Origin of the sequence: uncultured Thiohalocapsa sp., assembly GCF_913062725.1 — a bacterium.
Taxonomy (GTDB): Bacteria; Pseudomonadota; Gammaproteobacteria; order Chromatiales; family Chromatiaceae; genus Thiohalocapsa.
On sequence record NZ_CAJXWY010000051.1, the window covers coordinates 1 to 21929 of the forward strand.

Below are 21929 nucleotides of genomic sequence, written 5' to 3' on the forward strand. Positions count from 1 at the left end.
TCTGGCTGGCGAACAACGGCGTGGCACCACGCACGATCCGCGCCTGCTGCTCCAGCGGGCAGTGGATGCGCCCGCCGTGCGAGGTCTGATAGACATAGCGCTCGACCTCGACCGCGCCGTAAGGCGTCTGGTAGCGCTTCGGGTCGCGCCCGCGCGCGGTCAGCTTCAGCGCCCCGACGCGGATCGGGCTGCCGTCGGTGTCGAAGCGCTTCAGCGCCTCCTGCGTCGCGCAGCACCCGAGCGCGTTGGTCGCCTCCCGGATCGCCTCCTCCATCTCCCACAAACTGCCCGCAAGGCGCACTGTCACCGCCACCGTGACCTCTTTGCCCGATCTGCTGATGATCTCTGCCACGACCTCACCCTCTCACGCTGTCTCAGGAGGTTACAGCATACTCCCCAAAACGACATTATGTGAAGGCCGCACCCAGGCTATGGTCGAGGCGGCCGCCTATTGTCTGGTGAAAGGTTGAGCAATGGCGATGACTGACCCCGTTCATGAACGACTGCACCAAGGACCTTTGATAGAGGCACCTGAAGGACCCCGGGTTGACCCTCCCGCTGGACAGCCGGGGCCTCTGCATGAGGATGACCGGCAGGCGCGCCAGCGCGCGATGGATGCCCTGTTTGCGTGGATCGATGCGCAGCCACCAGTACCCCATATGTCGTTCGACGCGTTCGATCGGGAGGATATTTATTGATGGTGTATTGCAGGCGCGATGCTCAATATTGCGTGGGGATGGATCGCCATCCGGGCCAACGAAGCCGCAGGATGAGCGCAGCCATTTTAGCGTCGGGTGGTGTCGGCCCGGTGGTCGTTGATGTGGGCAGCGCCATGCCCGAGAGAAGCTTCCGATGCTGAGAGAGGCCGATTTATGACCCGATTTCTGCGACTGCTGAGTGAAGACGACAAGGGCGCTGCGCTGGCGGAAAGCTGCGAGCGTGTGCGGGCGGGCGAGGCGGAGCCGCGCTGCTTCGAGGTGGTGCCGGGGGCCTTCGATGCGGTGCCGGGGAAGCCGTTCGCGTATTGGGTGAGTGATGACTTACTTGGTACGTTTACAAGATTGCCAAACCTTGGCTCCGATGGGCGTGAAGCTCAACGTGCATTATCGACGAATGACGATTTTCGTTATCTTCGCCTGCACTGGGAAAAGGGTAAAGATTTTGCGATAGATCGACCTGCAAGCGGTTGGCTCTGTTTTGCAAAGGGTGGAGAATTTTCTCGGTTTTATGCTGACATTTATCTTTTGGTTAACTGGATAGATGAGGGGCGCCAAATCGAAGCGGATGCAATCCAAAAGTTTCCTTACCTCAAGGGTAATGCAAGTTGGGTAATGCACCGCGAGTGTAACTATCTCCGCCCCGGCCTCACCTGGCCGAGGCGAACCCAAGGTGGCCTGAGCCTGCGCGCCATGCCCGCCGGCTGCATCTTTGCCGATAAAGGCCCTGCCGCCTTCGTCGCCGATGATGATCCCGAGGCCTTGCTGGCGCTGCTGGCGCTGACTAACAGCCGCGCCTTTGCCTTGCTGGTGTCCTTGCAGATGGCCTTTGGTTCCTACGAGGTCGGCGTCATCCAACGCACGCCCGTCCCCGACCTCAACCCCGCACAACGCACCCAACTCGCCCAGCTCGCACGCCGGGCCTGGTCGCTGAAGCGCACCCTGGACACCACCACCGAAACCTCCCACGCCTTCCTGCTGCCGCTGGCGCTGCGCCCGCGCCAGGGCGATTTCGATCCGCCCGCCATCACGGCGAAACTGGCCGCCATCCAGGCCGAGATCGATCAGATCGCCTTCGAGCTCTACGACTTTTCCCCGGACGATCGTGCTCTGGCGATGGGTGGGGAGGCGGGCGGCGCTGACACCGGCGCGGCGTCTCCTGCGGACGAGACGGACGACGCAGATGACGCCCCGCCACCCGACACCACAGAGGCCCTGGAGGGCCTGCTCAGCTGGGCGGTCGGCGTCGCCGTCGGCCGCTTCGACTGGCGCCTGGCCATCGGTGAGCGCACCGCACCCGCGGAGCCTGATCCCTTCGATCCGCTGCCCGCGCGCAGCCCCGGCATGCTGCCGGAGGGTGCCGCGCCCTTCCAGACCCACCCCGGCATCCTGGTCGATGATCCGGGCCACCCGCTCGATCTGACCCGCCTGGTCGAGCGCGTGCTGGAGCGGGTGGAGCAGCCGGTGCCCACCGATCTGCGGCGCTGGCTGCAGCGCAAGTTCTTCGCCTTGCACCTGCAGGCCTACTCCAAGAGCCGCCGCAAGGCACCGATCTTCTGGCCGCTGGCGACCGCTTCCGGCGGCTACACCCTCTGGCTGGACTACCACCGCCTGACCAGCCAAACCCTCTACACCGCGGTCAACGACTTCGTCGAGCCCAAGCTCCGGCAGGTCACCGAGGCGCTGGCTGGCCTGCGTGCACGGCCGAGCCGCACCCAGCGCGAGGAGGCCGAGCTGACCGAGTGGTTGGACCTGGAGGTGGAACTGCGCGACTTCCGCGAGCGCCTGCTGGAGATCGCCAAAGATTGGCGTCCCAACCATGACGATGGGGTACAGATCACCGCTGCGCCCTTGTGGTCGCTATTCCGCCTGCCCAAGTGGCGCAACACCCTGCAGGAGACCTGGAACCAGCTGGCGCAGGGCGACTTTGACTGGGCCCACCTGGCGCTCAGCTACTGGCCAGAGCGGGTGCTCGGCAAGTGCCACCAGGACCGCAGCCTGGCGATCGCCCACGGCGTGGAGGCCGACTTCTGGGAGCAGGTGGAGGTCCCGGTGACGCGCGGCAAGAAGACGACCGGTGCCACCAAGCTGGAGTGGCGGCCCAAGGCGTTGACGGCAGCGGCGCTCGCCGCGCTGATTCGCGCGATCATGGCAGATAATGGCATTCAGGGAAGATCAGCATGAGCCAGACCGCCATCGCCGACTTCATTGCGCAGCAGGTGCTGCTGCCGCGTCTGGCCGCGCATCAGGTGCTGGCGCTCTATGACCCGGAGGGTCGCTATCGCGACCTCTGTCTGAATCTGGCGAGCGAGCGCCGGCGGGTGGTGGATGCCAGCCAATCGAGCATCGACAGCCGCCTGGCCGCGCTGGCGGCGCTGAGCGCACTCGGCGACCAGGAGATCGATGAGCTCCTGGTCTATGTCCCCACGGCCAGACCCCTGGACGAGGAGGCCAAGCAGCGCGATCCCTTTGCCATCTATGGCGCCTGCGGCGCGGTCTTCCCGGAGGGCGACGGCGACGGCTATCTGTCGCTCTGCCTCAAGGCCAAGCCGGATTTCGCCACTCAGATCCGCGCAGTCTTCGCCGAAGATCCCGATCCCGCCTTCTCGGTGATCGACGCCATCGGCGCCGGTGGGCTGGGCTGGCCCGCGCTGCGCGCCCTTTTCGCGGTCGATTCCGGCCGGGATCTGCTGCTGGCCCTCCTGGTCCCCAGCACCGAGCAGCAGGCGCAGCTGAAGGCGTCGCAGACCTGGGTTGGTGAAGCGCGCGATCTGCTGCAGGCCACGCTGGGACTCAAGCTCAAGACCAAGGGCAAGACCTGGTCGAGCATCGCCGACGAGCTCTGGCGCTACCTGCTGTTCAGCGAATTTGTCTTCGATCTGCCCACCGATCTGCCCGAAGCCCTGCAGGTCGTCCCGCGCGCGCATGAGGCCTCGCGCCCGCTGATCGAGGATCTTTGCGAGCGGCTGCGCAGCGATTTGCGCACCCAGATCCGCTACACCGAGCGTGCCGAGGCGATTGAGCAGGAATTGGCCCTGCCGGCGGCCTGCGCCGCGCTCCAGGATCTGGGGCAGCGCGAGACCTTTCCCTTCGAGGAGCGGACCTTTCTGTTGCAGGCAATGGACGCCCTGCTGCGCGATGACGGCGACAGGGTGCGGGCCATTCTGGCGCAGCATCAGCACTCAGTCTGGGCCGGCAAGGGCGAGAGCCAGGCGCGCTGGCATCTGCTGCAGGCCGCGGCCAGTCTGATCGAGACCTGCGACGATCTGACCCGGGCGCTGCCCGATCACAGCCGCAATCTGGACACCTTGCTGGAGTTCTATGTCGGCCAGTTGCGCGAAATGGATCGGCTGCATCGGGAGTTCGAGCAGGCGGTCAGCGGCTATGAGTGGCAGGACACCGAGTCCCTGATGGCGCCGGTGATCGATCGGGGCCGCAAGGTCTACGGCAAACTGGCCGAGCGGGTGCAGTTGCTCTTCACCAGGCAGTTGCGGCAGACGGGCTGGCCGCTGCAGGGGCGCCTGTCCAACACCGAGGTGTTCGAGACGCTGGTGGCGCCGTCGCTGCGGCAGAGCGGACACCGGGTCGCCTACATTCTGGTCGATGCGCTGCGGTATGAGCTGGGCGTGGCGCTGGAGCGGCAGTTGGCAGAGGACACACAGACCGAGCTATTGCCGGCGCTGGCGGTATTGCCGAGTGTGACGCCGGTGGGCATGGCGAGTCTGCTGCCGGATGCCCAGGCCGGGCTGCGGCTGGCGCAGGCGGATGGCGATTTCGGAGTCGAGATCGACGGCCAGCCGGTGAACAGCGTCGTGCAACGCATGGCATTGTTCCGCAATCGCTACGGGCAGCGCTTCCAGGAGGGACGCCTGGAAGACTTCGTGCGCAAGCGCTTTGCGCTGGATTCGAATGCGGACCTGCTGGTGCTGCGTGCGGTGGAGATCGACAGCCAGTTCGAGAACCATCCCGACAGCGCGCCGGCGGAACTGACCCATGCGCTCAAGCGTATCCGGGTGGCGGTCAATCTGCTGCAGGCCGCGGGCTTTCGCGAGGCGGTGATCGCCACCGATCATGGCTTTTTCATGAACACCCATGCCGGCGCCGGTGATACCTGCCCGAAGCCGGCGGGTGCCTGGCTGGTGGTTCATGACCGCTGTCTGCTGGGTGATGGTGCGAGCGATGCGCATCATTATGACCTGGCGGCCGAGATGCTGGGGGTGCGCGGAGCGTTCGCGCGCGTTGCGGGTCCGCTGAGTCTGGCGGCCTACCGTCAGGGCCTGCGCTATTACCATGGCGGTGCATCCCTGCAGGAGCTGGTGGTGCCGGTGATTCGTCTGCAACTGCGCCCAGCCGCGCAGCCGACCCTCGAACAGGCCAGGGTCCGGCTGAGCTACAAGCAGGGGGCACGCCACATCACCACCCGGATGCCGGTGCTGGAGGTGGCGGTGGAGACCCAGGACATCTTCTCCCAGGGCGCCGAATTCGAGATCCTGCTCGAGGCGCAGGACAGGAAGGGCCATGTGGTGGGCGAGGCCAAGGCAGGCGGGTTGGTCAATCCAGCCACCGGCACGGTCAGCCTGCGGCCTGGCAGCCGCGAGAAGGTAACGTTGAAGATGAGCCTGGAGTTCGAGGGCAAGTTCAAGGTCAAGGCGCTCAACCCCAATACCCTGGCCACCTATGCCCAGCTGGATCTGGAAACGCGTTATCCGGTTTGAGTGAAGAGTGACGATGAGCGAACAAACCGAATCAGCCGGATCCTTGGGCATCCCCCGTATCGAATCATTGCGGGTGCAGAACTATCGCGCGCTTCGCAAGGTGGAGCTGGACAACCTCACGCCGATGACGGTGCTGCTCGGTCCTAACGGCAGCGGCAAATCCACCATCTTCGATGTCTTCAATTTTCTGTCTGAATGCTTTCAGTCTGGTCTGCGCTATGCTTGGGAGAGGCGCGGGCGCGCCAGGGAGCTCAAGACACGTGGTGCAACTGGCCCCATTGTGTTTGATCTCAAGTATCGGGAGCGTCCTAAAACGCCTATCATCACCTACCATCTGGCGATCGATGAGGGCGAGAAAGGCCCTGAGGTGATCGAAGAATGGCTGCAATGGCGTCGCGGTACGCGCGGTCAGCCATTCCGATTCCTGGACTTCCGGCGGGGTACGGGGCGGGCGGTCAGTGGAGAACTGCCCGATGCTGAGGATCAGCGCAAAGAGACCAGGCTGCGCGCAACGGATCTCATTGCGGTCAATACCCTGGGCCAGTTGGCCGAGCATCCGCGCGTTGCTGCGCTGCGGGAGTTCATCACCGATTGGTATGTGTCTTACCTGTCGATCGATGAGTTTCGTAACCAACCCGAAGCGGGACCGCAAGCACGTCTGAGCAAGCGCGGTGAGAACCTGCCCAATGTGGTCGAGTTCCTAAAAGAACGGCATCCGGACAAGCTCGAGCAGATATTTTCAGTCCTGCGCCAACGAATCCCCCGCCTGGAAGACGTGCAAGCCGTACCCATGCCCGACGGCCGGCTGTTACTGCGCGTCAAGGATGCGCCCTTCGAGCAGCCGGTGCTATCGAAGTATGCTTCGGATGGCACCATGAAAATGCTGGCCTATCTGACGGTTCTTTATGATCCCGAGCCACCGCGTTTCATTGGCATCGAAGAGCCCGAAAACTTTTTGCATCCTCGCCTGCTGCCAGAGCTGGCAGAGGAGTGCCGAGCCGCCTCAGAACGCTCCCAACTCTTGATTACCAGTCATTCTCCCTTCCTGTTGAATGCGATGCGACCTGAGGAGGTGCGCATTCTCTATCGTGACGAGCAGGGTTTCACTCAGGCCGTTCGCGCCAGCGACATTCAGGGCATACCCGAGCTGATCGCGGCCGGCGCCAGTTTGGGGTATCTCTGGATGGAGGGCCACTTCGGGATCGGTGATCCCCTGGTCAATCAGGGTGCGCCTCGCGCGTCCGGCAAGGTGCGGGGTTGATGTTGGAGAGGCTGATCGTTTTCGTTGAGGAATACTCGATGGAAGCGACATTGGAGTCCTTGCTGCCGAAGCTGCTGGGGGATGTGGGATTCCAGATCATCACATTTCAATGCAAGAATGATTTGTGCAAGCAGGCCCCCGATCGATTGAAAGCTTATGCGGCTTGGCTGCCCGAGACATGGCGCATTTTGGTGTTGGTGGACCGCGATGACGACGACTGTCTGCAACTGAAAGCTGATCTGGAGCAGATGGCTGATGCTGCTGGCTTGGTCACAAAGACGGCCGGCACCGATGGGCTCACCTTTCATGTCGTCAATCGGATTGTCATCGAGGAGCTCGAGGCCTGGTTCTTTGGTGATTGGCAGGCTGTGCGAGTGGCGTACCCGCGGGTGCCCGCGACGATCCCTCAGAAGGCCGCATTTCGTGATCCGGATGCAATCCGTGGTGGTACTTGGGAAGCGCTCGAACGCATCATGATCAAGGCGGGATACTTTACCACTGGGTTGCGCAAGGCAGAGTTGGCGCGCTCGGTTGCCCGTCACATGGAGCCGATCAGAAACACATCACGCAGCTTTCAGGCATTCAAGGCCGCAGTCAGCGCCACCCTGGTGTAATTCAGCGACCCGCAAATGTGGAATCAGCGATGGATGATCTCGACAAGCGATTGACGGCGGTTTTCGAGGGTAAGGTCGTGCGCAAGGATTTGGTGCATCGGATTAAGAAAGGCACCAATGTGCCTACCTTCGTACTGGAATTTTTGCTTGCTCGCTACTGTGCGAGTGACGAGGAGGACGAAATCCAGGCTGGGCTGGAGGCGGTGTTGGATACCCTGCATGACAACTATGTGCGCCCGAATGAGGCCAACATGGCCCAATCGAAGGTGGCGACCAAGGGCAAGTACCGCTTCATCGACAAGGTGCATGTCAACTATGTCGAGAAGGACCGGCGCCACTGGGCCGCACTCGAGAACTTCGATTCACGTCGGGTAGCGATCGCCGAGAAGTTTTATCGCGACCATGATCGCCTGCTGCAGGGTGGACTCTGGGCGGAGATCACCATTGCCTTCAACGAGGTCGACGAGGACGACTATACCTTCTATCTCGAAGACCTGCGTCCGATCCAGTTGAGCCGGTTCAACTATACCGACTACTGCGAGGGTCGCGAGGCCTTCAGTCGGGATCAGTGGCTGGACATCGTGCTGCGATCGGTGGGGCTGGAGCCGGCCAAGCTGTCGCATCGGGTGAAACTGCACTTCATTGCACGCCTGCTGCCATTGGTGGAGCCCAATTACAACTTCATCGAGCTGGGGCCGCGCGGGACCGGCAAGTCCTATTTTTTCAGTGAGTTTTCCCCCTATTCGACCCTGATCAGCGGCGGTCAGGCGACCAAGGCCACGCTCTTCTACAACAACCAGCGACGCAAGATCGGCTTGGTCGGCTTCTGGGATACGGTCGCCTTCGATGAGGTCGGCGGCATCAAGATCAAGGATCCGGACACCATCCAGATCATGAAGGACTTTCTGGCCAACGGACGCTTCTCGCGCGGTGTCGAGGTCATCGCCGATGCCGCCATGGCCTTCGTCGGTAATCTCGACTTGTCGGTGGAGCAGGTGGTGCATTCCGAGGTCTACGATCTGTTCCAGCCGCTGCCTAAGGAATTCGATCTGGCGGTGATGGATCGCTTTGCGGCCTATCTGCCGGGCTGGGAGATGCCGAAGACCAGCAGCGAGTTCCTGACCGGGAACTATGGATTTATCACGGATTACCTGGCCGAGGCCTTTCATCATCAGTTCAAGCATATGAGCCGTTATGAGGAAGTGAACCGACGTATCCGCTTGGGCGATGCGGTGGAGGGGCGCGACGAGAAGGGCATCAAGAAGACGGTTGCCGGTTTTCTGAAGATTCTGCATCCCGCGGGACCGGCGTCTGGTTCCGAATTTGATGAGTACGTCGCCTATGCGGTGGAGTGCCGACGCCGGGTCAAGGAGCAGATGAACAAGCGCAAGGCGGATGACGAGTTCGCGCGGATCAATCTGTCCTACTGGAACAGCGAAGATGCGGAGGTGGTGGTGTCCTGTGCCGAGTCCAAGAAGGCGAGGGCCACGCAGGCACCGGCGCGGCGGAATATTCATACCAGGGACGGCGTAAGTGGTGTAGCGGTTGGCGATGGGGGGACGGCCAATGCAGCCTTGGCCTCCGGTGCACCTGTCGGGGTGCCCAGCCTATTCGAAGCGGGCGCGGCAGACTGGGATTCCGGGTCGCTGTCGAGTCTTGGCGCGCAGTCGGGCCCAGAAGATTCAGCATCGCCACCCGTCGCAGGGTCGTCGACTGGGGAGCCGGCCGGACGCCAGCCGCCCCAACGCCAGGAGCAGCATTTCACCATCCACTACGGCGCAACAGGTTTTAGTTACGAGTCGCTGATCACCCCCTATCTCGAGGGCGCAAGGTCGGTGGTGATCGAGGATCCCTACATCCGGCTGACACATCAGGTCCACAATTTCGTGCGCTTTTGTGAAGCGGTTCTGAAGGCGCCGATGGTGCGCCGGATCACGCTGGTGACCGCCTACGACGATAAGACCGATCTGAAGGAATTGAATGACCGCTTCGAGGAGCTCAAACAGAGTCTGCTCGAGATGGATGTCGCCCTGGATGTGCGCATCAACGAAAACCTCCATGACCGGGAGATCCGCATCGATAACGGCTGGGTGATCAAGATCGGCCGTGGTCTGGATTTCTACCAGAAGCCGGATGCCTGGTTTGGTGTCGGGGCCAATGATCTGGGCTTGCGCCGGTGTTTGGAGACCAAGGTGGATATTTTTCGGGGCAAGGTCACGCAAGGCTGATCGTAGACGGTCTGCCGGCAGCGGCGTGATCATGCCAGTGGGGTAGACCTTGCGCCGTCGAGGCCCGTGCGCACACAGCGGAATCGGCGGCACGCGCGGGCTTCGGCGGTCCGGGAGTCAGCGTGAGGGCTTGCATGACAGGGCAAGCGTTTTGGTTGCCCGCAGCCGCTCACGCGCCCGCAGGCTGGGGGGCGGGCTCCGGGTCCGTCGTCGCCTGCGGCGCAGCGCAGGTCACGCCGGCGCCGATCCAGAAGTCCATGTCCTTGTCCAGGAACTCGTCCCAGCGCATGTAGTGCGAGCCGTCGCAGCTGAAGTTCAGAGCGACGATGCCGTTGAAGATGTTGAGCGAGCCCGAGCGGAGATAAATGTTCTCGTCCATGAACCGGAGTGCCTTGAAGGACTGGAATATCTCACCCACCCGCGCGGCGGGGGTTTCGGCTGCGTCGGGATAGGGCCGCTGCGGATAGGCGAGCCGGGTGTCCGGGTTGGTCAGATCCTCGAAGTCCAGCACCCGGAAACGGTAGGGGTCGTCCAGCGACCAGATGGTCGCGCGGGAGCTGGAGAAGTGGAGCTTGCCGTGGAAGACACCGTGGTGGGTGATGAGCTCCGCGAACAACGTCAGCACGCCGTCGATGTGGCTGTCCATCAGGCTCTCCACCCGCTGCTGATAGAACAGGCCGCCGCGGATGGCGGGGTCGCCCTTGAGCTGGAGCCACTGGTCCGACTGGCGGTAGAGCTCGCGGGTCAGCGGCAGCTCGCGCAGGTCGAAGTCGGCGCCGAGAAAGCCGAGCAGACCGCCGTCGGCGGCGGTGATGCGCTGGATGGCCGTGAGCGACGGGCGGCCCCGGTTGCGGCTGAGATAGGCCGGCGACAGGGAGAACTCGGCGCCGGCCAGGGCCTCGGCCATGTAGGGCCGCTGGCTGCGATCGCGTTGGTGGTGCTCCGGCAGTGCGCCCTGGCGCGAGAGGTTCGCCGTCACCTGCCGGGCCTCGGCATCCAGCAGGTAGAGATACTTGCACGCCGGCAGCGCCGCGAGCGCGCGCGCCAGCACGTCCTCCAGTGCGGCGCGATCGCCCCAGGCCGTGCGGCAGGGCGCCACGAGGCGGTCCAGCTGTCCGGCGAGACGGCCCCGGAGCAGCATGCGTTGGCGGGCGATGGCGGCTTGCAGTGCTTCACTCATGACGGTTACCTCGTGGTGGTGGTGAACGGACAAGGCTGATGATCGCCGCCGGGGCGAGTGCCCGCAGCATACGGGCAACGGGCGGCGTCCCGCGGCACCAGGCCGCTGAGCCGGAGGCCCATGGGGGCCGCCGGGGCGGCGGCGGTGCTGATGATGGCGGCGGTTGCAGACATGATCTCCTCGTTGTTAGCGCCGGCGAGCGGGGCACGGCTTAGAAGATAGCCATGGTTGTCACTTAGACAAGAATGAACTTTTGGATCATTAATATAGATCTAAATCTATACATTGTCGCCGGCTCTGCGACGGGCTCAACGAGGATGTGGTTTCGAGGATTGGTGCGATGCGGAATTTTTGTATCGTGAAAATTATTCCTCATTGCGAAAAATGGTCCGGGGCTTCAGGTTGCTGAGCATGCCGTAGCCTCATGCCCGCGGCCCGGTTCGCATCCGTTCACTGTGCATCCCTTCAGCCTGGAGCCCCGCCATGTCCGCCGTCCTGAGCACCGCCGCCCAAGCCTCCGCCCCAACTGCCACCCAAGCCGCCACCGAGGCCGCACCCGGCTTCTGCGAGGGCATGCTGTACTTTGCCGAGCCCGATCCGCGAGACGCCGAGCTCGCCGCGGCGCCCGTCATCGCCGAGGGCGGCACCGCCATCGGCGCCATCGACGCCGCCGCCGTCCACCAAGCCCGCCTCGCCGCCGACGCGTTGCGCTACACGACGCTGCAGCTCTGCGCCTCGAAGCAATCCGGCCACCCGGGTGGCTTCGCCAGCGCCGCGGATGCCGTCGCCGCGCTGACGCTGCTCGGGCACAAGAACCTGGTCACGGAAGTCGGCCACCATGCGCCGGGCTTCTACAGCGCCATGTTCCTGGACGGCTCCCTCACGCGCATGGGCATCGAGACCATGACGGACCTGCAGGCGCGCTTTCGAGAGCGTGACGGCCTGCTCGGGCACCTCTCCGGCGCCATTCCCGGCCTGCTGGCGCCCGCCGGCCCGCTCGGCCAGGGTCAGCACTTCGCCATGGCCGGCGCCTACCTGCACCCGGACAAGCTCTTCCCCTGCACCATCGGCGACGGCGGCCTCGGCGAGCCCTATGTCCTGAGCGCCATGACCCACTTCCACACGGTCTACCCGGAGATCACCAACTTTCTGCCCGTGCTGGTGTGGAACGGCTACAGCCAGGAGCACCACGCCATGGTCTCGCTGATGGACAATGCGGCCATGACGCAGCTGTGGCAGGCGCACGATTTCGAGCGCGTCATCCTGGTCGACGCCAAGGACTACGACGACGCGGGTCAGCCCGGCGCCTATGTGGACAGCACCCGTTTCGGCGACGCCGCCCGCGACGCCTTCACCCGCGCGGTGCTGGAGGCGATGCGCGAGGCGGCCGACGCCGCCATGACCGGCACGCTCACGGTGGTCATCATCAAGCAGCTGAAGGGCGCCGGCGTGCATGCCCACGGCGCCAAGTCCCACAACCTCTACCCCGGCGATACGGCGGAGCAGCCGGCCATCGCCGAGGCCCTGCGGCGCCGCGCGCTGTCGCCGCAGCAATGGGCGCTGGTGCGCCAGAACCTCTCCCGCGCCGGCGGCGGCCCGGCGGCCGAGGTGGCCGTCACCGAGCACGAGCGCCCGCTCGCGGCTGTCGGCGACCTGCCGATGCAGGCCTTTGGGGTGGGTGAGAAGGCGGTGCCGTCCACGGCCATGGCGGAGATGGTCGCGGCGCTGGGCGAGCGCGACCCGGCATTCATCGTCAGCAACGCCGACGGCACCGAGGCGAGCGCCATGAAGGTCATCAACCAGCGCCTGAAGATCCGCCATCCCACCGCCGACGACCTCTACCACCAGGGGCCGAGCGGCCAGGTCTACGAGCCCCTGTCGGAGGACGCCTGCGCGGGCCTCGCCGCCGGTGTCGCCCTCTTTGGCGGGCGGTCGCTGTGGCTCAGCTACGAGAGCTTTGCCATCAACGGCTGGCCCATCGTGCAGACCGTGGGCCAGGCCATGGCGGAGCTGCGCCGGCGCACGCCCGCGGTGGTGAGCATGTTCACCGCCGGCGCGCTGGAGCAGGGCCGCAACGGCTGGACGCACCAACGCCCGGAGATCGAAAACTACATCGGCGCCCAGATGCGCAACGGCAACGTCTACCTGCTGTACCCGAGCGATGCCAACATGATCCAGGCGGCCTATGCTTGGGCGGTGGATCAGTCGAACAAGGCCATCAGCATCGTCGCCAGCAAGTCCGCGCTGCCGGTGTACACCACGCCGGAGCAGGCCGGACGGGCCATCGCCGACGGCGCCGTGAGCCTGTACGAGTCGCCGGCGGGCGACGGCGCGATGGTCGTCTTCGCCGTCACCGGCGACATGGTGCTGCTGCCCGTGTTCGCGGCCAAGGAGCAGCTGGAGGCGGCGGGCAAGCGGGTGCGCATCGTGAGTGTTGCCAACCCGCGCCGGCTGTTCCGCCCGGGCGATGTCGCCTGGCAGCACAGCGCCGAGCCCGACGACGCCTTCATGGACGACGCCGCCTTCGCTCAGCTGTTCGACGGCGACGTGCTGATGGCCGTCAGCGGCGGCGGCAGCACGGCGCTGGAGCCGGTGCTGCTGCGCACCAAGGCTCCGGCGCGCGACCTCATCGCCTGGCAGCGCGGTGAGACCACCGCCAGCCCCGCCGAGATCATGGCGTACAACGGTATCTCGGGCGAAGCGCTGACGCGGCGGGCGCTGGCCCTCTCGGGCGCAGGCGTTCAGCCTTGAGCACGCGCCCCTCATCCCAAATGGCCACCACCAAAATCATCGCCATCGACGACGACCCCACCGGCTCGCAGACGGTGCATGGCTGCCTGCTGCTGACGCGCTGGGACGTGCGCACCCTGACCCGGGCGCTGCAGGACGATGCCCCGCTGTTTTTCGTGCTGAGCAACACCCGCGGCATGGACGCCGAGCGCGCGGCGGCGGTGACGCGGGATATCTGCGTCAACCTGCGGCTCGCGCTCGCGGACCTCGAGGCCGCCGGCGCGCCGGTGCAGCCCGTCATCGTGAGCCGCTCCGACAGCACCCTGCGCGGCCACTACCCGGTGGAGACCGACGTCATCGCCGCCGAGCTCGGGCCCTTCGATGCGCATTTCCTGGTGCCCGCCTTCTTCGAGGGCGGGCGCATCACCCGCGACGGCACCCATTACCTGATCGTCGACGACCGGCCCGTGCCGGTGCACGAGACCGAGTTTGCGCAGGATTCGGTGTTCGGCTTCAGCACCGCCTTCCTGCCGGACTATGTGGCAGAGAAGACCGGCGGGCGCATCCCGGCGGGCGTGGTGGAGCGCTTCGGGCTCGATGACCTGCGCGGTGATCCGGATCGGCTGCAAGCGCGACTCATGGCCCTCGACGGCAACGCCTGCGGCGTCGTCGACGCCGAGCGGCAGGCGGACCTGGATGCCTTCGCCGCCGCCGTGCTCGCGGCCACCGGGCAGGGCAAGCGCTTCCTGTTTCGCAGCGCCGCGAGTCTGCTGACCTCGCTGGCTGCGCTGCCAGCCCAGCCGGTGGCGCCCGCCGACATGGGGCAATTCACCCGCGGCGCGCGCCCCGGCGTCGTGCTCATGGGCAGCCATGTCGGCAAGTCCTCCCGCCAGCTGGCGCACCTGATCGCCAACACCGACATCGCCGCGCTGGAGGTGGATCTGGCTCGCCTGGATGCGCCCGATGCACTCATCGCGGACCTCATCGCCGGCGTCGAAGCGGCCGCGGCCGAGGGCCGTGGCGCGGTGCTCTACACCAGCCGCGGCGAGTACCGCTTCCCGAGCAAGGCCGAGCGCCTGGCCTTCGGCGAGCGGGTGTCGGACCTCCTGGTGCACCTGGTGCAGCGCCTGCCCGCGGACATCGGCTTCCTCATCAGTAAGGGCGGCATCACCTCCAACGACACCCTGAGCCGGGGCCTCGCCCTGACCACGGCCCGCGTACTGGGCCAGGTGCGCGCCGGCTGCTCGGTGGTGCGCTGCCCGGCGGATCACCCGCGCTTTCCGGAGCTGCCGGTGGTGATTTTTCCAGGTAATGTGGGCGGCGATGATGCGCTGGCTGAGGTGTATCGAATCATGGTTGCGGCCCCGCAGTGAGCTCGCCGCCCCAGGGCCCGTCGCGGCGGACAGTCCGCAAGCCCGCAAGCGGCGCGGGCGGGCTTGCACATCCGTCGGCACACCCGCAGCATGCCCGGTGAATGCCGCGCGACAACAATGACCATGCCATGCCCCGAATCCCCGACGAACGCCCGCTGAATCCCAAGCCCGAGATCGTCGACGCCCTGAGGCGCATCCTGCCGCCGGCCTCGGTGCTGTCCACCCCGGCCGAGCTGGGGCCTTATGAGTGCGACGGGCTCACGGCCTTTGCCCAGCGCCCGCTGGCGGTGGCGCTGCCCGAGACCGTCGCGCAGGTACAGGCGGTGCTGAAGCTGTGCAGCGCGCAGGGCGTGCCCGTGGTGGCGCGCGGTGCCGGCACGGGCCTCTCGGGTGGCGCGCTGCCGCTGGCGGACGGTGTGCTGCTGTCGCTGGCCAAGTTCAATCGGCGCATCGACATCGATCCGGACAACCGCACCGCCCGCGTCGAGCCCGGTGTGCGCAATCTGGCCATCAGCGAGGCGGCGGCGCCGCATGGGCTCTACTACGCGCCGGACCCCTCCAGCCAGATCGCCTGCACCATCGGCGGCAATGTCGCCGAGAACTCGGGCGGCGTGCACTGCCTCAAGTACGGCCTCACGGTGCACAACATCGTGCGATTGAAGCTGGTCACCATCGACGGCGAGCTGTTCGAGGTGGGCAGCGAGGCCCTGGATTCGCCGGGGCTGGACCTGCTGGCGCTGATGACCGGCTCCGAGGGCATGCTCGCCGTCATCGTCGAGGTGACCGTCAAGCTGCTGCCGCAGCCCGAGCGCGCCCAGGCCCTGCTCGCGGCCTTCGACAACGTCGAGACCGCCGGCGCCGCCGTGGCGGAGATCATCGGCGCCGGCATCGTGCCCGCGGGCCTGGAGATGATGGACAACCCGGCGATCCGCGCGGCGGAGGACTTCGTGCACGCGGGCTACCCGGTGGAGGCCGCCGCCATCCTCATCTGCGAGCTGGACGGCTTCAACGCCGAGGTGTCGGTGGAGGTCATGCGGGTGCGCGACCTGCTGCTCGCCGCCGGCGCCACCGACGTGCGCACCGCCCGCGACGACGCCGAGCGCATGAGCTTCTGGAAGGGCCGCAAGGCCGCCTTTCCGGCGGTCGGGCGCATCTCGCCGGACTACTATTGCATGGACGGCACCATCCCCCGCAAGGAGCTGCCGACGGTGCTCAACCGTATCGCCGCGCTGTCATCGCAGTACGGCCTGCGCGTGGCCAATGTCTTCCACGCCGGCGACGGCAACCTGCATCCGTTGATCCTCTACGATGCCAACATCCCCGGCGAGCTGGACCGGGCCGAGGAGCTGGGCGGCGAGATCCTGACCCTGTGCGTGGAGGTGGGCGGCACCGTCACCGGCGAGCACGGCGTCGGCGTCGAGAAGCTGAACCAGATGTGCGTGCAATTCACCAACGATGAGCTTGCACAGATGCACGCGGTGAAGGCCGCCTTCGACCCCCACGGGCTGCTCAATCCCGGCAAGGCGGTGCCGACGCTGCACCGCTGCGCCGAGTTCGGCGCCATGCACGTGCACCACGGCGAGCTCAAATTCCCGGAGCTGCCGCGCTTCTGAGCGGAGTCCAAGGCGCAGCGCACCCCAGCACCGAGGCCCATGCCATGGAGAAACCCTCGAGCCCGAAGCCGCAGAAGGTCAACCACGTCCTCATCGACTTCGAGAACGTACAGCCGAAGAACCTGTCGCTGCTGGTGGGCAAGGGCTACCGGGTGCATGTCTTCGTCGGCGAAAACCAGGCCAAGCTGCCCTTCGACCTGGTGGACGCCATGCAGCAGCTGGGCGATGCCGGGCGCTACGTGAAGATTTCAGGCAACGGCCGCAATGCACTGGACTTCCACATCGCCTTCACCCTCGGCGAGCTGGTGCACCAAGACCCCGAGGGCTACTTCCATGTCATCTCCCGCGACACCGGCTTCGATCCGCTCATCAAATACCTGCGACGACTGGGTGTGGAGGCCCACCGGGAGCAGGATCTCGCGGAGATCCCGCCGCTGCGCACGCCGGCGACGGTCGCCGAGGGCGACAAGGTGGGCGTCATCGTCAACAACCTCGCCGGCCGCGGCCAGTCGCGCCCGCGCAGGGTCAAGACACTGGCCAACACCATCGACTCCCTGTTCAAGCCGAAGCTGAGCGAGGGGGAGGTGAGCCAGCTCATCGGCGACCTGCAGGCCCAGGGCTTCATTACCCTGGACGGAGACAAGGTGTCGTACCGGTTGCCGCGGGACTGAGACTCGCAAAAAACCTAAAACCCAGATGCGACGCGTCTATGAACAACGCCGTCAGCGCCGGCCAGGCGCTTAATCCCGATACCGAGCAAGCACTCGCCGCACAGGTGCGCGCCGCCGCCGCCGAGGGTCGCCGGCTCGCCATCCGCGGCGGCGGCAGCAAGGGCTTCTATGGCAACGCGGTGGCGGCGGACGCCGCGCTCGACTGCAACGCGCACACCGGCGTCGTCGCCTACGAGCCCACCGAGCTCGCCATTACGGTGCGCGGCGGCACGCGGCTGGCCGCCGTCGAGGCATTGCTGGCCGAGCACGGGCAGCAGCTGCCCTTCGAGCCGCCGCACTTCGGCCCGGCTCCGGGCGAGTCGACGGCCACCATCGGCGGTGTCGTCGCCGCCGGACTGTCCGGCCCCCGCCGGCCCTATGCCGCAAGCGTGCGCGATGCGGTGCTCGGCGTGCGGCTACTGAATGGCAAGGGCGAGGTGCTGGCATTCGGCGGCCGGGTGATGAAGAACGTCGCCGGCTATGACGTCTCGCGGCTGATGGCGGGCTCCCTCGGGGTGCTGGGGGTGCTGCTGGAGGTGTCGCTCAAGGTCATCCCGCGGCCGCCCGATACCCTGACACTGGTGCGCGAGGTGACCCTCGCCGAGGCGCTGGATCTGCTGCGGCACTGGTCGCGTCAGGCACTGCCCATCACCGCCACCGCCTGGCTCGACGGACGGCTGCATGTCCGTGTGGACGGCGGCGAGGAGGCGCTGGCGGAGACCCGTCGCATCGTCGAAGGTCTGCCGCTGGAGGCTGCCGAAGCGTTCTGGCGCGATCTGCGCGAGCAGCGGCTCGGCTTTTTTGCCGGCGATGCGCCGCTTTGGCGTCTGTCTCTGCCGCCGGCCACGCCGGCCACGGCCACGGCGGACCTCGGCGCCGGCGCGTCCCTGGTGGAGTGGGGCGCTGCGCTGCGCTGGCTGCGCGGCGAGCTGCCGGCGGCCCGGGTGCGGGCGCTGGCGCAGGCCGCCGGTGGTCACGCGACCCTGTTCCGCGGTGGCGGCGGCGGGGCGCCGGCGGACGGGGTGTTCACGCCGCTGGCGGCGGTGCCGCTGCGACTGCATCGCAACCTCAAGCGTGCCTTCGACCCGCAGGGGATCTTGAACCCGGGGCGGTTGTATCCCGACCTGTAACGCCGGGCCGACCGAACCGCACGCCGCCGCGGGCACACGCCCCAACCCCACCCAGCCGCCGCGACCCGTACCCGAGCCATGCAAACCAACCTCGTCTCCACGCTCGCGGGCACCGACGCCGGCCGTGAGGCCGACCGTATCCTGCGCAGCTGTGTCCACTGCGGCTTCTGCACCGCCACCTGCCCCACCTATCAACTGCTCGGCGACGAGCTGGATGGCCCGCGCGGGCGCATCTACCAGATCAAGTCCGTGCTGGAGGGGGAGGCGCCCACCCGCACGGTGCAGACGCATCTCGACCGCTGCCTCACCTGCCTCAACTGCATGACCACCTGCCCCTCGGGCGTGCAGTACGACCGGCTCCTGACCACTGGCCGGGCGCTGGTGGAGGCGCAAGTCCAGCGCCCGCTCGCGGAACGGCTCATGCGCCGGGCGCTGCGGCTGCTGGTGCCGTATCCGGCGCGGTTCACGCCGCTGCTGAAGCTGGGCCAGGCGGTGAAGCCACTGCTGCCGGCGGCCCTCAAGGCCAAGCTGCCCGCCGCCGGCGCCTTGGGCCCGCTGCCGCGGCGGCGCCACCGGCGCCGGGTGATCATGCTGGAGAACTGCGTGGAGCCGGCGCTGACGCCGGCCGCCGTCGGCGCGGCCATCCGGGTGCTGGACGCCGTTGGCATCGACGTCGTTCGCCCCGGCGGCGGCTGCTGCGGCGCCGTCAGCGAGCACCTGGCCGCAGGCGCGGAGGCACGCGGCTTCATGCGCCGCAACATCGACGCCTGGTGGCCCCACATCGCCCCGGAGGCGGCAGATCCGGCGGAGGCCATCGTCGTCACCGCCAGCGGCTGCGGCGCCATGGTCAAGGACTATGGTCATCACCTGCAAGACGACCCGGACTATGCCCACAAGGCGGCGCGGGTATCAGCCCTGGCGCGGGACCCGTCCGAGCTGCTGGGCGCCGAGGATCTGCCCCCACTGCCGAACCCCGGCGCGCGGGGCGTCCCGCGGCGCATCGCCTTCCACCCGCCCTGCACGCTCCAGCACGGTCAGGGGCTCATGGGCCGGGTGGAAGGCCTGCTGCGGCGGGCCGGCTTCGAGCTGTTGCCGGTGGCTGATGCCCACAGCTGCTGCGGCTCGGCGGGCACCTACTCCATTCTCCAGGCGGGGCTGTCCAACCAGCTGCGCGAGCGTAAGCTGGTGGCGCTGGAGCAGGGCGGTCCGGCGCTCATCGCCACCGCCAACGTGGGTTGCCAGACGCATCTCGCCGCCGGCGCCTCGGTGCCCGTGGTGCACTGGCTCGAGCTGTTCGATCCGGCGCCCGCCGCGCGGCCCTGGCCGGATAGCGCCGCCGAGAAAAGCACGCCGACGGCGGTTGCCTGAGCGGCACGGCCCAGCCCGCAGAAACCAAAAAACCGAGATGCGACGGGTATATCATGGGGAGTTCGTGTCTGTCGGTCCGTTTCCACACCAGGGAGAATCCGCCCATGACCCGAACCCGTTGCCTGACGGCAGCCATGCTGACCCAGGGCACGCGCCACGAGGCGCGGCTCGTCTTCACCCGCGAGCAGGTCGACCAATACTGCGATCTGGTGGGCGACCACAATGCCATCCACCGCGACCTGGACGCCGCGCGCATGCGTTTTCCGGATATCCACGATATCGTCGTGCCAGGCGGGCTCATCCAGACCACCATCTCGGCGCTCTTCGGCACCCTGTTTCCGGGTGACGGCACCCTGGGGCTGACCTTCTGCCCCGAGCGCTTCCGCCGGCCTATCTGCCCCGGCGACGAGATCGGCGTCACACTCACGGTCGCGCGCATCCTGCGCGGCGGCCTCGTCGACATGGCCATCGAGGTGCGCGATGCCGACGGCGCGCCGCTGTCCGCCGGCACCGCCCGGGTGCTGGCACCGGACCAGGCCTACCAGGACTGGTGGCGGGAGAACGTGGACGCCACCACCGAAGGCGGCTGCTGAAGCCCGCCCGGCCTGGGGGCGGCTCGCGCGGGACGTTATGGCTACGTCCCCGCAGGCCGCACGACAGCATCTCTGCTGAGGAGCCCCCCGGCCAGCCGCCACCCAGTCCGCCAAAACCGACAATCCGCAGGCGTCGGCTATCCTGCCGGGTCTGCCCCGTCGGGTCTCATGGTAGCGGCCGGATCGATGCCGCCGCCCCCATCTTTTGCAGCAGCACCCGCCAGGCGGCGAGCTTGGCCTCGAAGCGCATGCCCGCATGCGCCGGGCTGGTGGACGGCAGCCGCAGGCGCTCGATATCCGCCTGCGCGCTGGTGAGGGACGGTAATACGCGGCGGCGGAACTCGCGCTCGGCGGTGGCGCCGTTGAAGGCGATGCACGCGATGCTCGGCTGCGCCGCGAGCAATGCGGCGAAGTCGTTCACCTGCACCGTCTGCGGGCGGATGTCCGCATCCAGGCTGCCGGGCCGGGCGCAGGCGGCGATCACATCCCACAGCGCGATGCCATGCTCCCGCAGGGCCTGGGTGCGTGCGCCGTAGCCCAGATCGGCCGGCAGGCCCAGCAAGCGCAACATGATGGGCCAGAAGGCGTTGCGCGCATGGCCATAGTACTGGCGGCGCGCGAGCGAGGCCTCGCTGGGCATGGAGCCCAGGATCAACAGCCGCGGCGCCGCGCCGAGCACCGGCGGGAAGGCGCGGCGGATGGGCAGCACGGGGTCGGCTGACGCAGTCATCGGCCAGCACCGCCGGCGCCGGCCGCCCTCAGCTGCTGACGATGAGAACGACCCCGGCCAGCATCAGGGCGCCGGCGGCGAGATGCGACCGCAGGCCCCGTTCGCCGAACACCAGCGCCCCGTAGAGAATGCCGAACAGCAGGCTGGTGCGCTTGATGGCGATCATGTAGGCCACCTCCACCCGCGCGATGGCCAGAAAATGGGTGAAGGCCATCAGCCCATGCAGGGCGGCCACCACGAGCACCGCCCAGGGCCGGCGCAACAGCCCGCGCGGGCCCCGCAGCGCCCATTGGCCGCCGCCGGCGCCCGCGGCACCCCGTGTGCGCAGCCGCAGCGGCAGCGCCCACACCAGCGGCATCGTCAGCCCCAGCACCAAAAAGTAGAAGGGCCCGAAATAGACCGCCGGCAGGTAGTCCAGCACCGCCTTGCCCATGGTGACCGTAAAGGCATAGAGCAGCGCCACCAGCAGCATCACCCGCGAGCCGGGCTCCCGGACGATGGCGGTCAGCGGCGCCGCCCAGCTGCGCACCCGGGTGAGCTCGGCGTGGCGGCTGTTGAGCAGCCAGGCGCCGGCCACCACCAGCAGTACGCCGAGCATCCCCTGGGCCGACACCCGCTCGCCCAACAGCCAATCGGCGATGACCAGCACGAACACCGGCGTAAAGGCGAGGTAGGGCAGGGTCAGCGACAGGGGGTGATCGCGAATGGCCGTCATGTACAGCAGCATGGCCGCGATCTCCAGCGGCAGCATCGCCGCCAGCCAGCCCCAGAAGGGCGCGGGCAGGGTCCAGGGCGCCGGCATGCCCAGCAGCAGTGGCGACAGCAACAGCCCGCTCACCGAGAAGCGCACGACGCTGATCTCGGCCGCGGAGTAGTCCTGCAGCCAGGCCTTGGTGGCGGCATCGGCGGACGCCAGGGTCGCCGCGGACAGCAGCGCGAGCAGAAACCAGTCCATTTCGGGTGTGACG

At 66.9% G+C, this 21929-nt stretch carries 16 protein-coding genes and 1 pseudogene; 12 read left to right on the plus strand and 5 right to left on the minus strand.

All coding sequences use genetic code 11. The features are described 5' to 3' along the window. A pseudogene (locus QZ588_RS13490) lies at positions 1–352 on the minus strand (ISKra4 family transposase); the annotation flags it as partial. A gap of 1057 nt (positions 353–1409) precedes the next feature. On the opposite strand from QZ588_RS13490, the gene QZ588_RS13495 reads away from it, so the two are divergent. Genes QZ588_RS13495 through brxL form a run of 5 tightly spaced genes read left to right on the plus strand, consistent with a single transcriptional unit; the run spans position 1410 to position 9534 of the window. Next, positions 1410–2900, plus strand: a complete 1491-nt coding sequence (locus tag QZ588_RS13495) for a hypothetical protein (RefSeq protein WP_295543465.1) — start codon at positions 1410–1412, stop codon at positions 2898–2900. Beyond that, positions 2897–5431: a PglZ domain-containing protein gene (locus QZ588_RS13500; RefSeq protein WP_295543466.1), complete on the plus strand. Its 2535-nt coding sequence runs from the start codon at positions 2897–2899 to the stop codon at positions 5429–5431. Before QZ588_RS13495 ends, QZ588_RS13500 begins: the two co-directional genes overlap by 4 nt. Positions 5432–5444: 13 nt before the next feature. Next, positions 5445–6692, plus strand: a complete 1248-nt coding sequence (locus QZ588_RS13505) for an AAA family ATPase (RefSeq protein WP_295543467.1) — start codon at positions 5445–5447, stop codon at positions 6690–6692. Beyond that, positions 6692–7306 carry a DUF4276 family protein gene (locus tag QZ588_RS13510; protein ID WP_295543468.1) on the plus strand — a complete coding sequence of 205 codons (615 nt, stop codon included), beginning with the start codon at positions 6692–6694 and terminating at the stop codon, positions 7304–7306. Before QZ588_RS13505 ends, QZ588_RS13510 begins: the two co-directional genes overlap by 1 nt. Positions 7307–7335: 29 nt before the next feature. Beyond that, on the plus strand, positions 7336–9534 hold the full coding sequence (gene brxL / locus QZ588_RS13515) for a BREX system Lon protease-like protein BrxL (protein ID WP_295543469.1): 2199 nt from the start codon (positions 7336–7338) through the stop codon (positions 9532–9534). A 169-nt stretch (positions 9535–9703) separates the two neighbouring features. On the opposite strand, the gene QZ588_RS13520 is transcribed toward brxL, so the two are convergent. Continuing rightward, entirely contained in the window at positions 9704–10714 is a 1011-nt protein-coding gene (locus QZ588_RS13520) for a PDC sensor domain-containing protein (protein WP_295543470.1), read from the minus strand. Between the two features lie 5 nt (positions 10715–10719). Next, positions 10720–10887, minus strand: a complete 168-nt coding sequence (locus tag QZ588_RS13525) for a hypothetical protein (protein ID WP_295543471.1) — start codon at positions 10885–10887, stop codon at positions 10720–10722. A 310-nt stretch (positions 10888–11197) separates the two neighbouring features. Here QZ588_RS13525 and QZ588_RS13530 point away from each other — a divergent pair, with 310 nt between their 5' ends. From QZ588_RS13530 to QZ588_RS13560, 7 genes are all read left to right on the plus strand, one after another. Beyond that, positions 11198–13465 (plus strand): phosphoketolase, encoded by a 2268-nt coding sequence (locus QZ588_RS13530; RefSeq protein ID WP_295543472.1) that lies wholly within the window; start codon positions 11198–11200, stop codon positions 13463–13465. A 20-nt stretch (positions 13466–13485) separates the two neighbouring features. Beyond that, positions 13486–14817, plus strand: coding sequence for a four-carbon acid sugar kinase family protein (locus tag QZ588_RS13535; protein ID WP_295543473.1), 1332 nt, complete (start codon positions 13486–13488; stop codon positions 14815–14817). Positions 14818–14945: 128 nt separating this feature from the next. Then, the gene (locus tag QZ588_RS13540) at positions 14946–16430 is read left to right on the plus strand and encodes an FAD-linked oxidase C-terminal domain-containing protein (protein WP_295543474.1); all 1485 of its coding nucleotides are present in this window, start codon (positions 14946–14948) and stop codon (positions 16428–16430) included. A 44-nt stretch (positions 16431–16474) separates the two neighbouring features. Then, the gene (locus tag QZ588_RS13545; protein ID WP_295543475.1) at positions 16475–17101 is read left to right on the plus strand and encodes a PIN domain-containing protein; all 627 of its coding nucleotides are present in this window, start codon (positions 16475–16477) and stop codon (positions 17099–17101) included. A gap of 38 nt (positions 17102–17139) precedes the next feature. Next, positions 17140–18270, plus strand: a complete 1131-nt coding sequence (gene glcE / locus QZ588_RS13550; protein ID WP_295543476.1) for a glycolate oxidase subunit GlcE — start codon at positions 17140–17142, stop codon at positions 18268–18270. A 78-nt stretch (positions 18271–18348) separates the two neighbouring features. After that, positions 18349–19638 carry a glycolate oxidase subunit GlcF gene (gene glcF, locus QZ588_RS13555; RefSeq protein ID WP_295543477.1) on the plus strand — a complete coding sequence of 430 codons (1290 nt, stop codon included), beginning with the start codon at positions 18349–18351 and terminating at the stop codon, positions 19636–19638. Positions 19639–19742: 104 nt separating this feature from the next. Next, positions 19743–20231: a MaoC/PaaZ C-terminal domain-containing protein gene (locus QZ588_RS13560; RefSeq protein WP_295543478.1), complete on the plus strand. Its 489-nt coding sequence runs from the start codon at positions 19743–19745 to the stop codon at positions 20229–20231. A gap of 166 nt (positions 20232–20397) precedes the next feature. Here QZ588_RS13560 and QZ588_RS13565 read toward each other — a convergent pair whose 3' ends face one another. After that, entirely contained in the window at positions 20398–20961 is a 564-nt protein-coding gene (locus QZ588_RS13565; RefSeq protein ID WP_295543479.1) for a DNA-deoxyinosine glycosylase, read from the minus strand. A gap of 28 nt (positions 20962–20989) precedes the next feature. Then, positions 20990–21916 (minus strand): DMT family transporter, encoded by a 927-nt coding sequence (locus QZ588_RS13570; protein ID WP_295543480.1) that lies wholly within the window; start codon positions 21914–21916, stop codon positions 20990–20992. Between the last annotated feature and the right edge of the window lie 13 nt (positions 21917–21929).

What these genes read in the sequence shown, in the direction of transcription:
- QZ588_RS13495 (WP_295543465.1), top strand. Translation starts at nt 1,410, where the DNA reads ATGCCCGCCGGCTGCATCTTTGCCGATAAAGGCCCTGCCGCCTTCGTC.
- QZ588_RS13500 (WP_295543466.1), top strand. Translation starts at nt 2,897, where the DNA reads ATGAGCCAGACCGCCATCGCCGACTTCATTGCGCAGCAGGTGCTGCTG.
- QZ588_RS13505 (WP_295543467.1), top strand. Translation starts at nt 5,445, where the DNA reads ATGAGCGAACAAACCGAATCAGCCGGATCCTTGGGCATCCCCCGTATC.
- QZ588_RS13510 (WP_295543468.1), top strand. Translation starts at nt 6,692, where the DNA reads ATGTTGGAGAGGCTGATCGTTTTCGTTGAGGAATACTCGATGGAAGCG.
- brxL (WP_295543469.1), top strand. Translation starts at nt 7,336, where the DNA reads ATGGATGATCTCGACAAGCGATTGACGGCGGTTTTCGAGGGTAAGGTC.
- QZ588_RS13520 (WP_295543470.1), bottom strand. Translation starts at nt 10,714, where the DNA reads ATGAGTGAAGCACTGCAAGCCGCCATCGCCCGCCAACGCATGCTGCTC.
- QZ588_RS13525 (WP_295543471.1), bottom strand. Translation starts at nt 10,887, where the DNA reads ATGTCTGCAACCGCCGCCATCATCAGCACCGCCGCCGCCCCGGCGGCC.
- QZ588_RS13530 (WP_295543472.1), top strand. Translation starts at nt 11,198, where the DNA reads ATGTCCGCCGTCCTGAGCACCGCCGCCCAAGCCTCCGCCCCAACTGCC.
- QZ588_RS13535 (WP_295543473.1), top strand. Translation starts at nt 13,486, where the DNA reads ATGGCCACCACCAAAATCATCGCCATCGACGACGACCCCACCGGCTCG.
- QZ588_RS13540 (WP_295543474.1), top strand. Translation starts at nt 14,946, where the DNA reads ATGCCCCGAATCCCCGACGAACGCCCGCTGAATCCCAAGCCCGAGATC.
- QZ588_RS13545 (WP_295543475.1), top strand. Translation starts at nt 16,475, where the DNA reads ATGGAGAAACCCTCGAGCCCGAAGCCGCAGAAGGTCAACCACGTCCTC.
- glcE (WP_295543476.1), top strand. Translation starts at nt 17,140, where the DNA reads ATGAACAACGCCGTCAGCGCCGGCCAGGCGCTTAATCCCGATACCGAG.
- glcF (WP_295543477.1), top strand. Translation starts at nt 18,349, where the DNA reads ATGCAAACCAACCTCGTCTCCACGCTCGCGGGCACCGACGCCGGCCGT.
- QZ588_RS13560 (WP_295543478.1), top strand. Translation starts at nt 19,743, where the DNA reads ATGACCCGAACCCGTTGCCTGACGGCAGCCATGCTGACCCAGGGCACG.
- QZ588_RS13565 (WP_295543479.1), bottom strand. Translation starts at nt 20,961, where the DNA reads ATGACTGCGTCAGCCGACCCCGTGCTGCCCATCCGCCGCGCCTTCCCG.
- QZ588_RS13570 (WP_295543480.1), bottom strand. Translation starts at nt 21,916, where the DNA reads ATGGACTGGTTTCTGCTCGCGCTGCTGTCCGCGGCGACCCTGGCGTCC.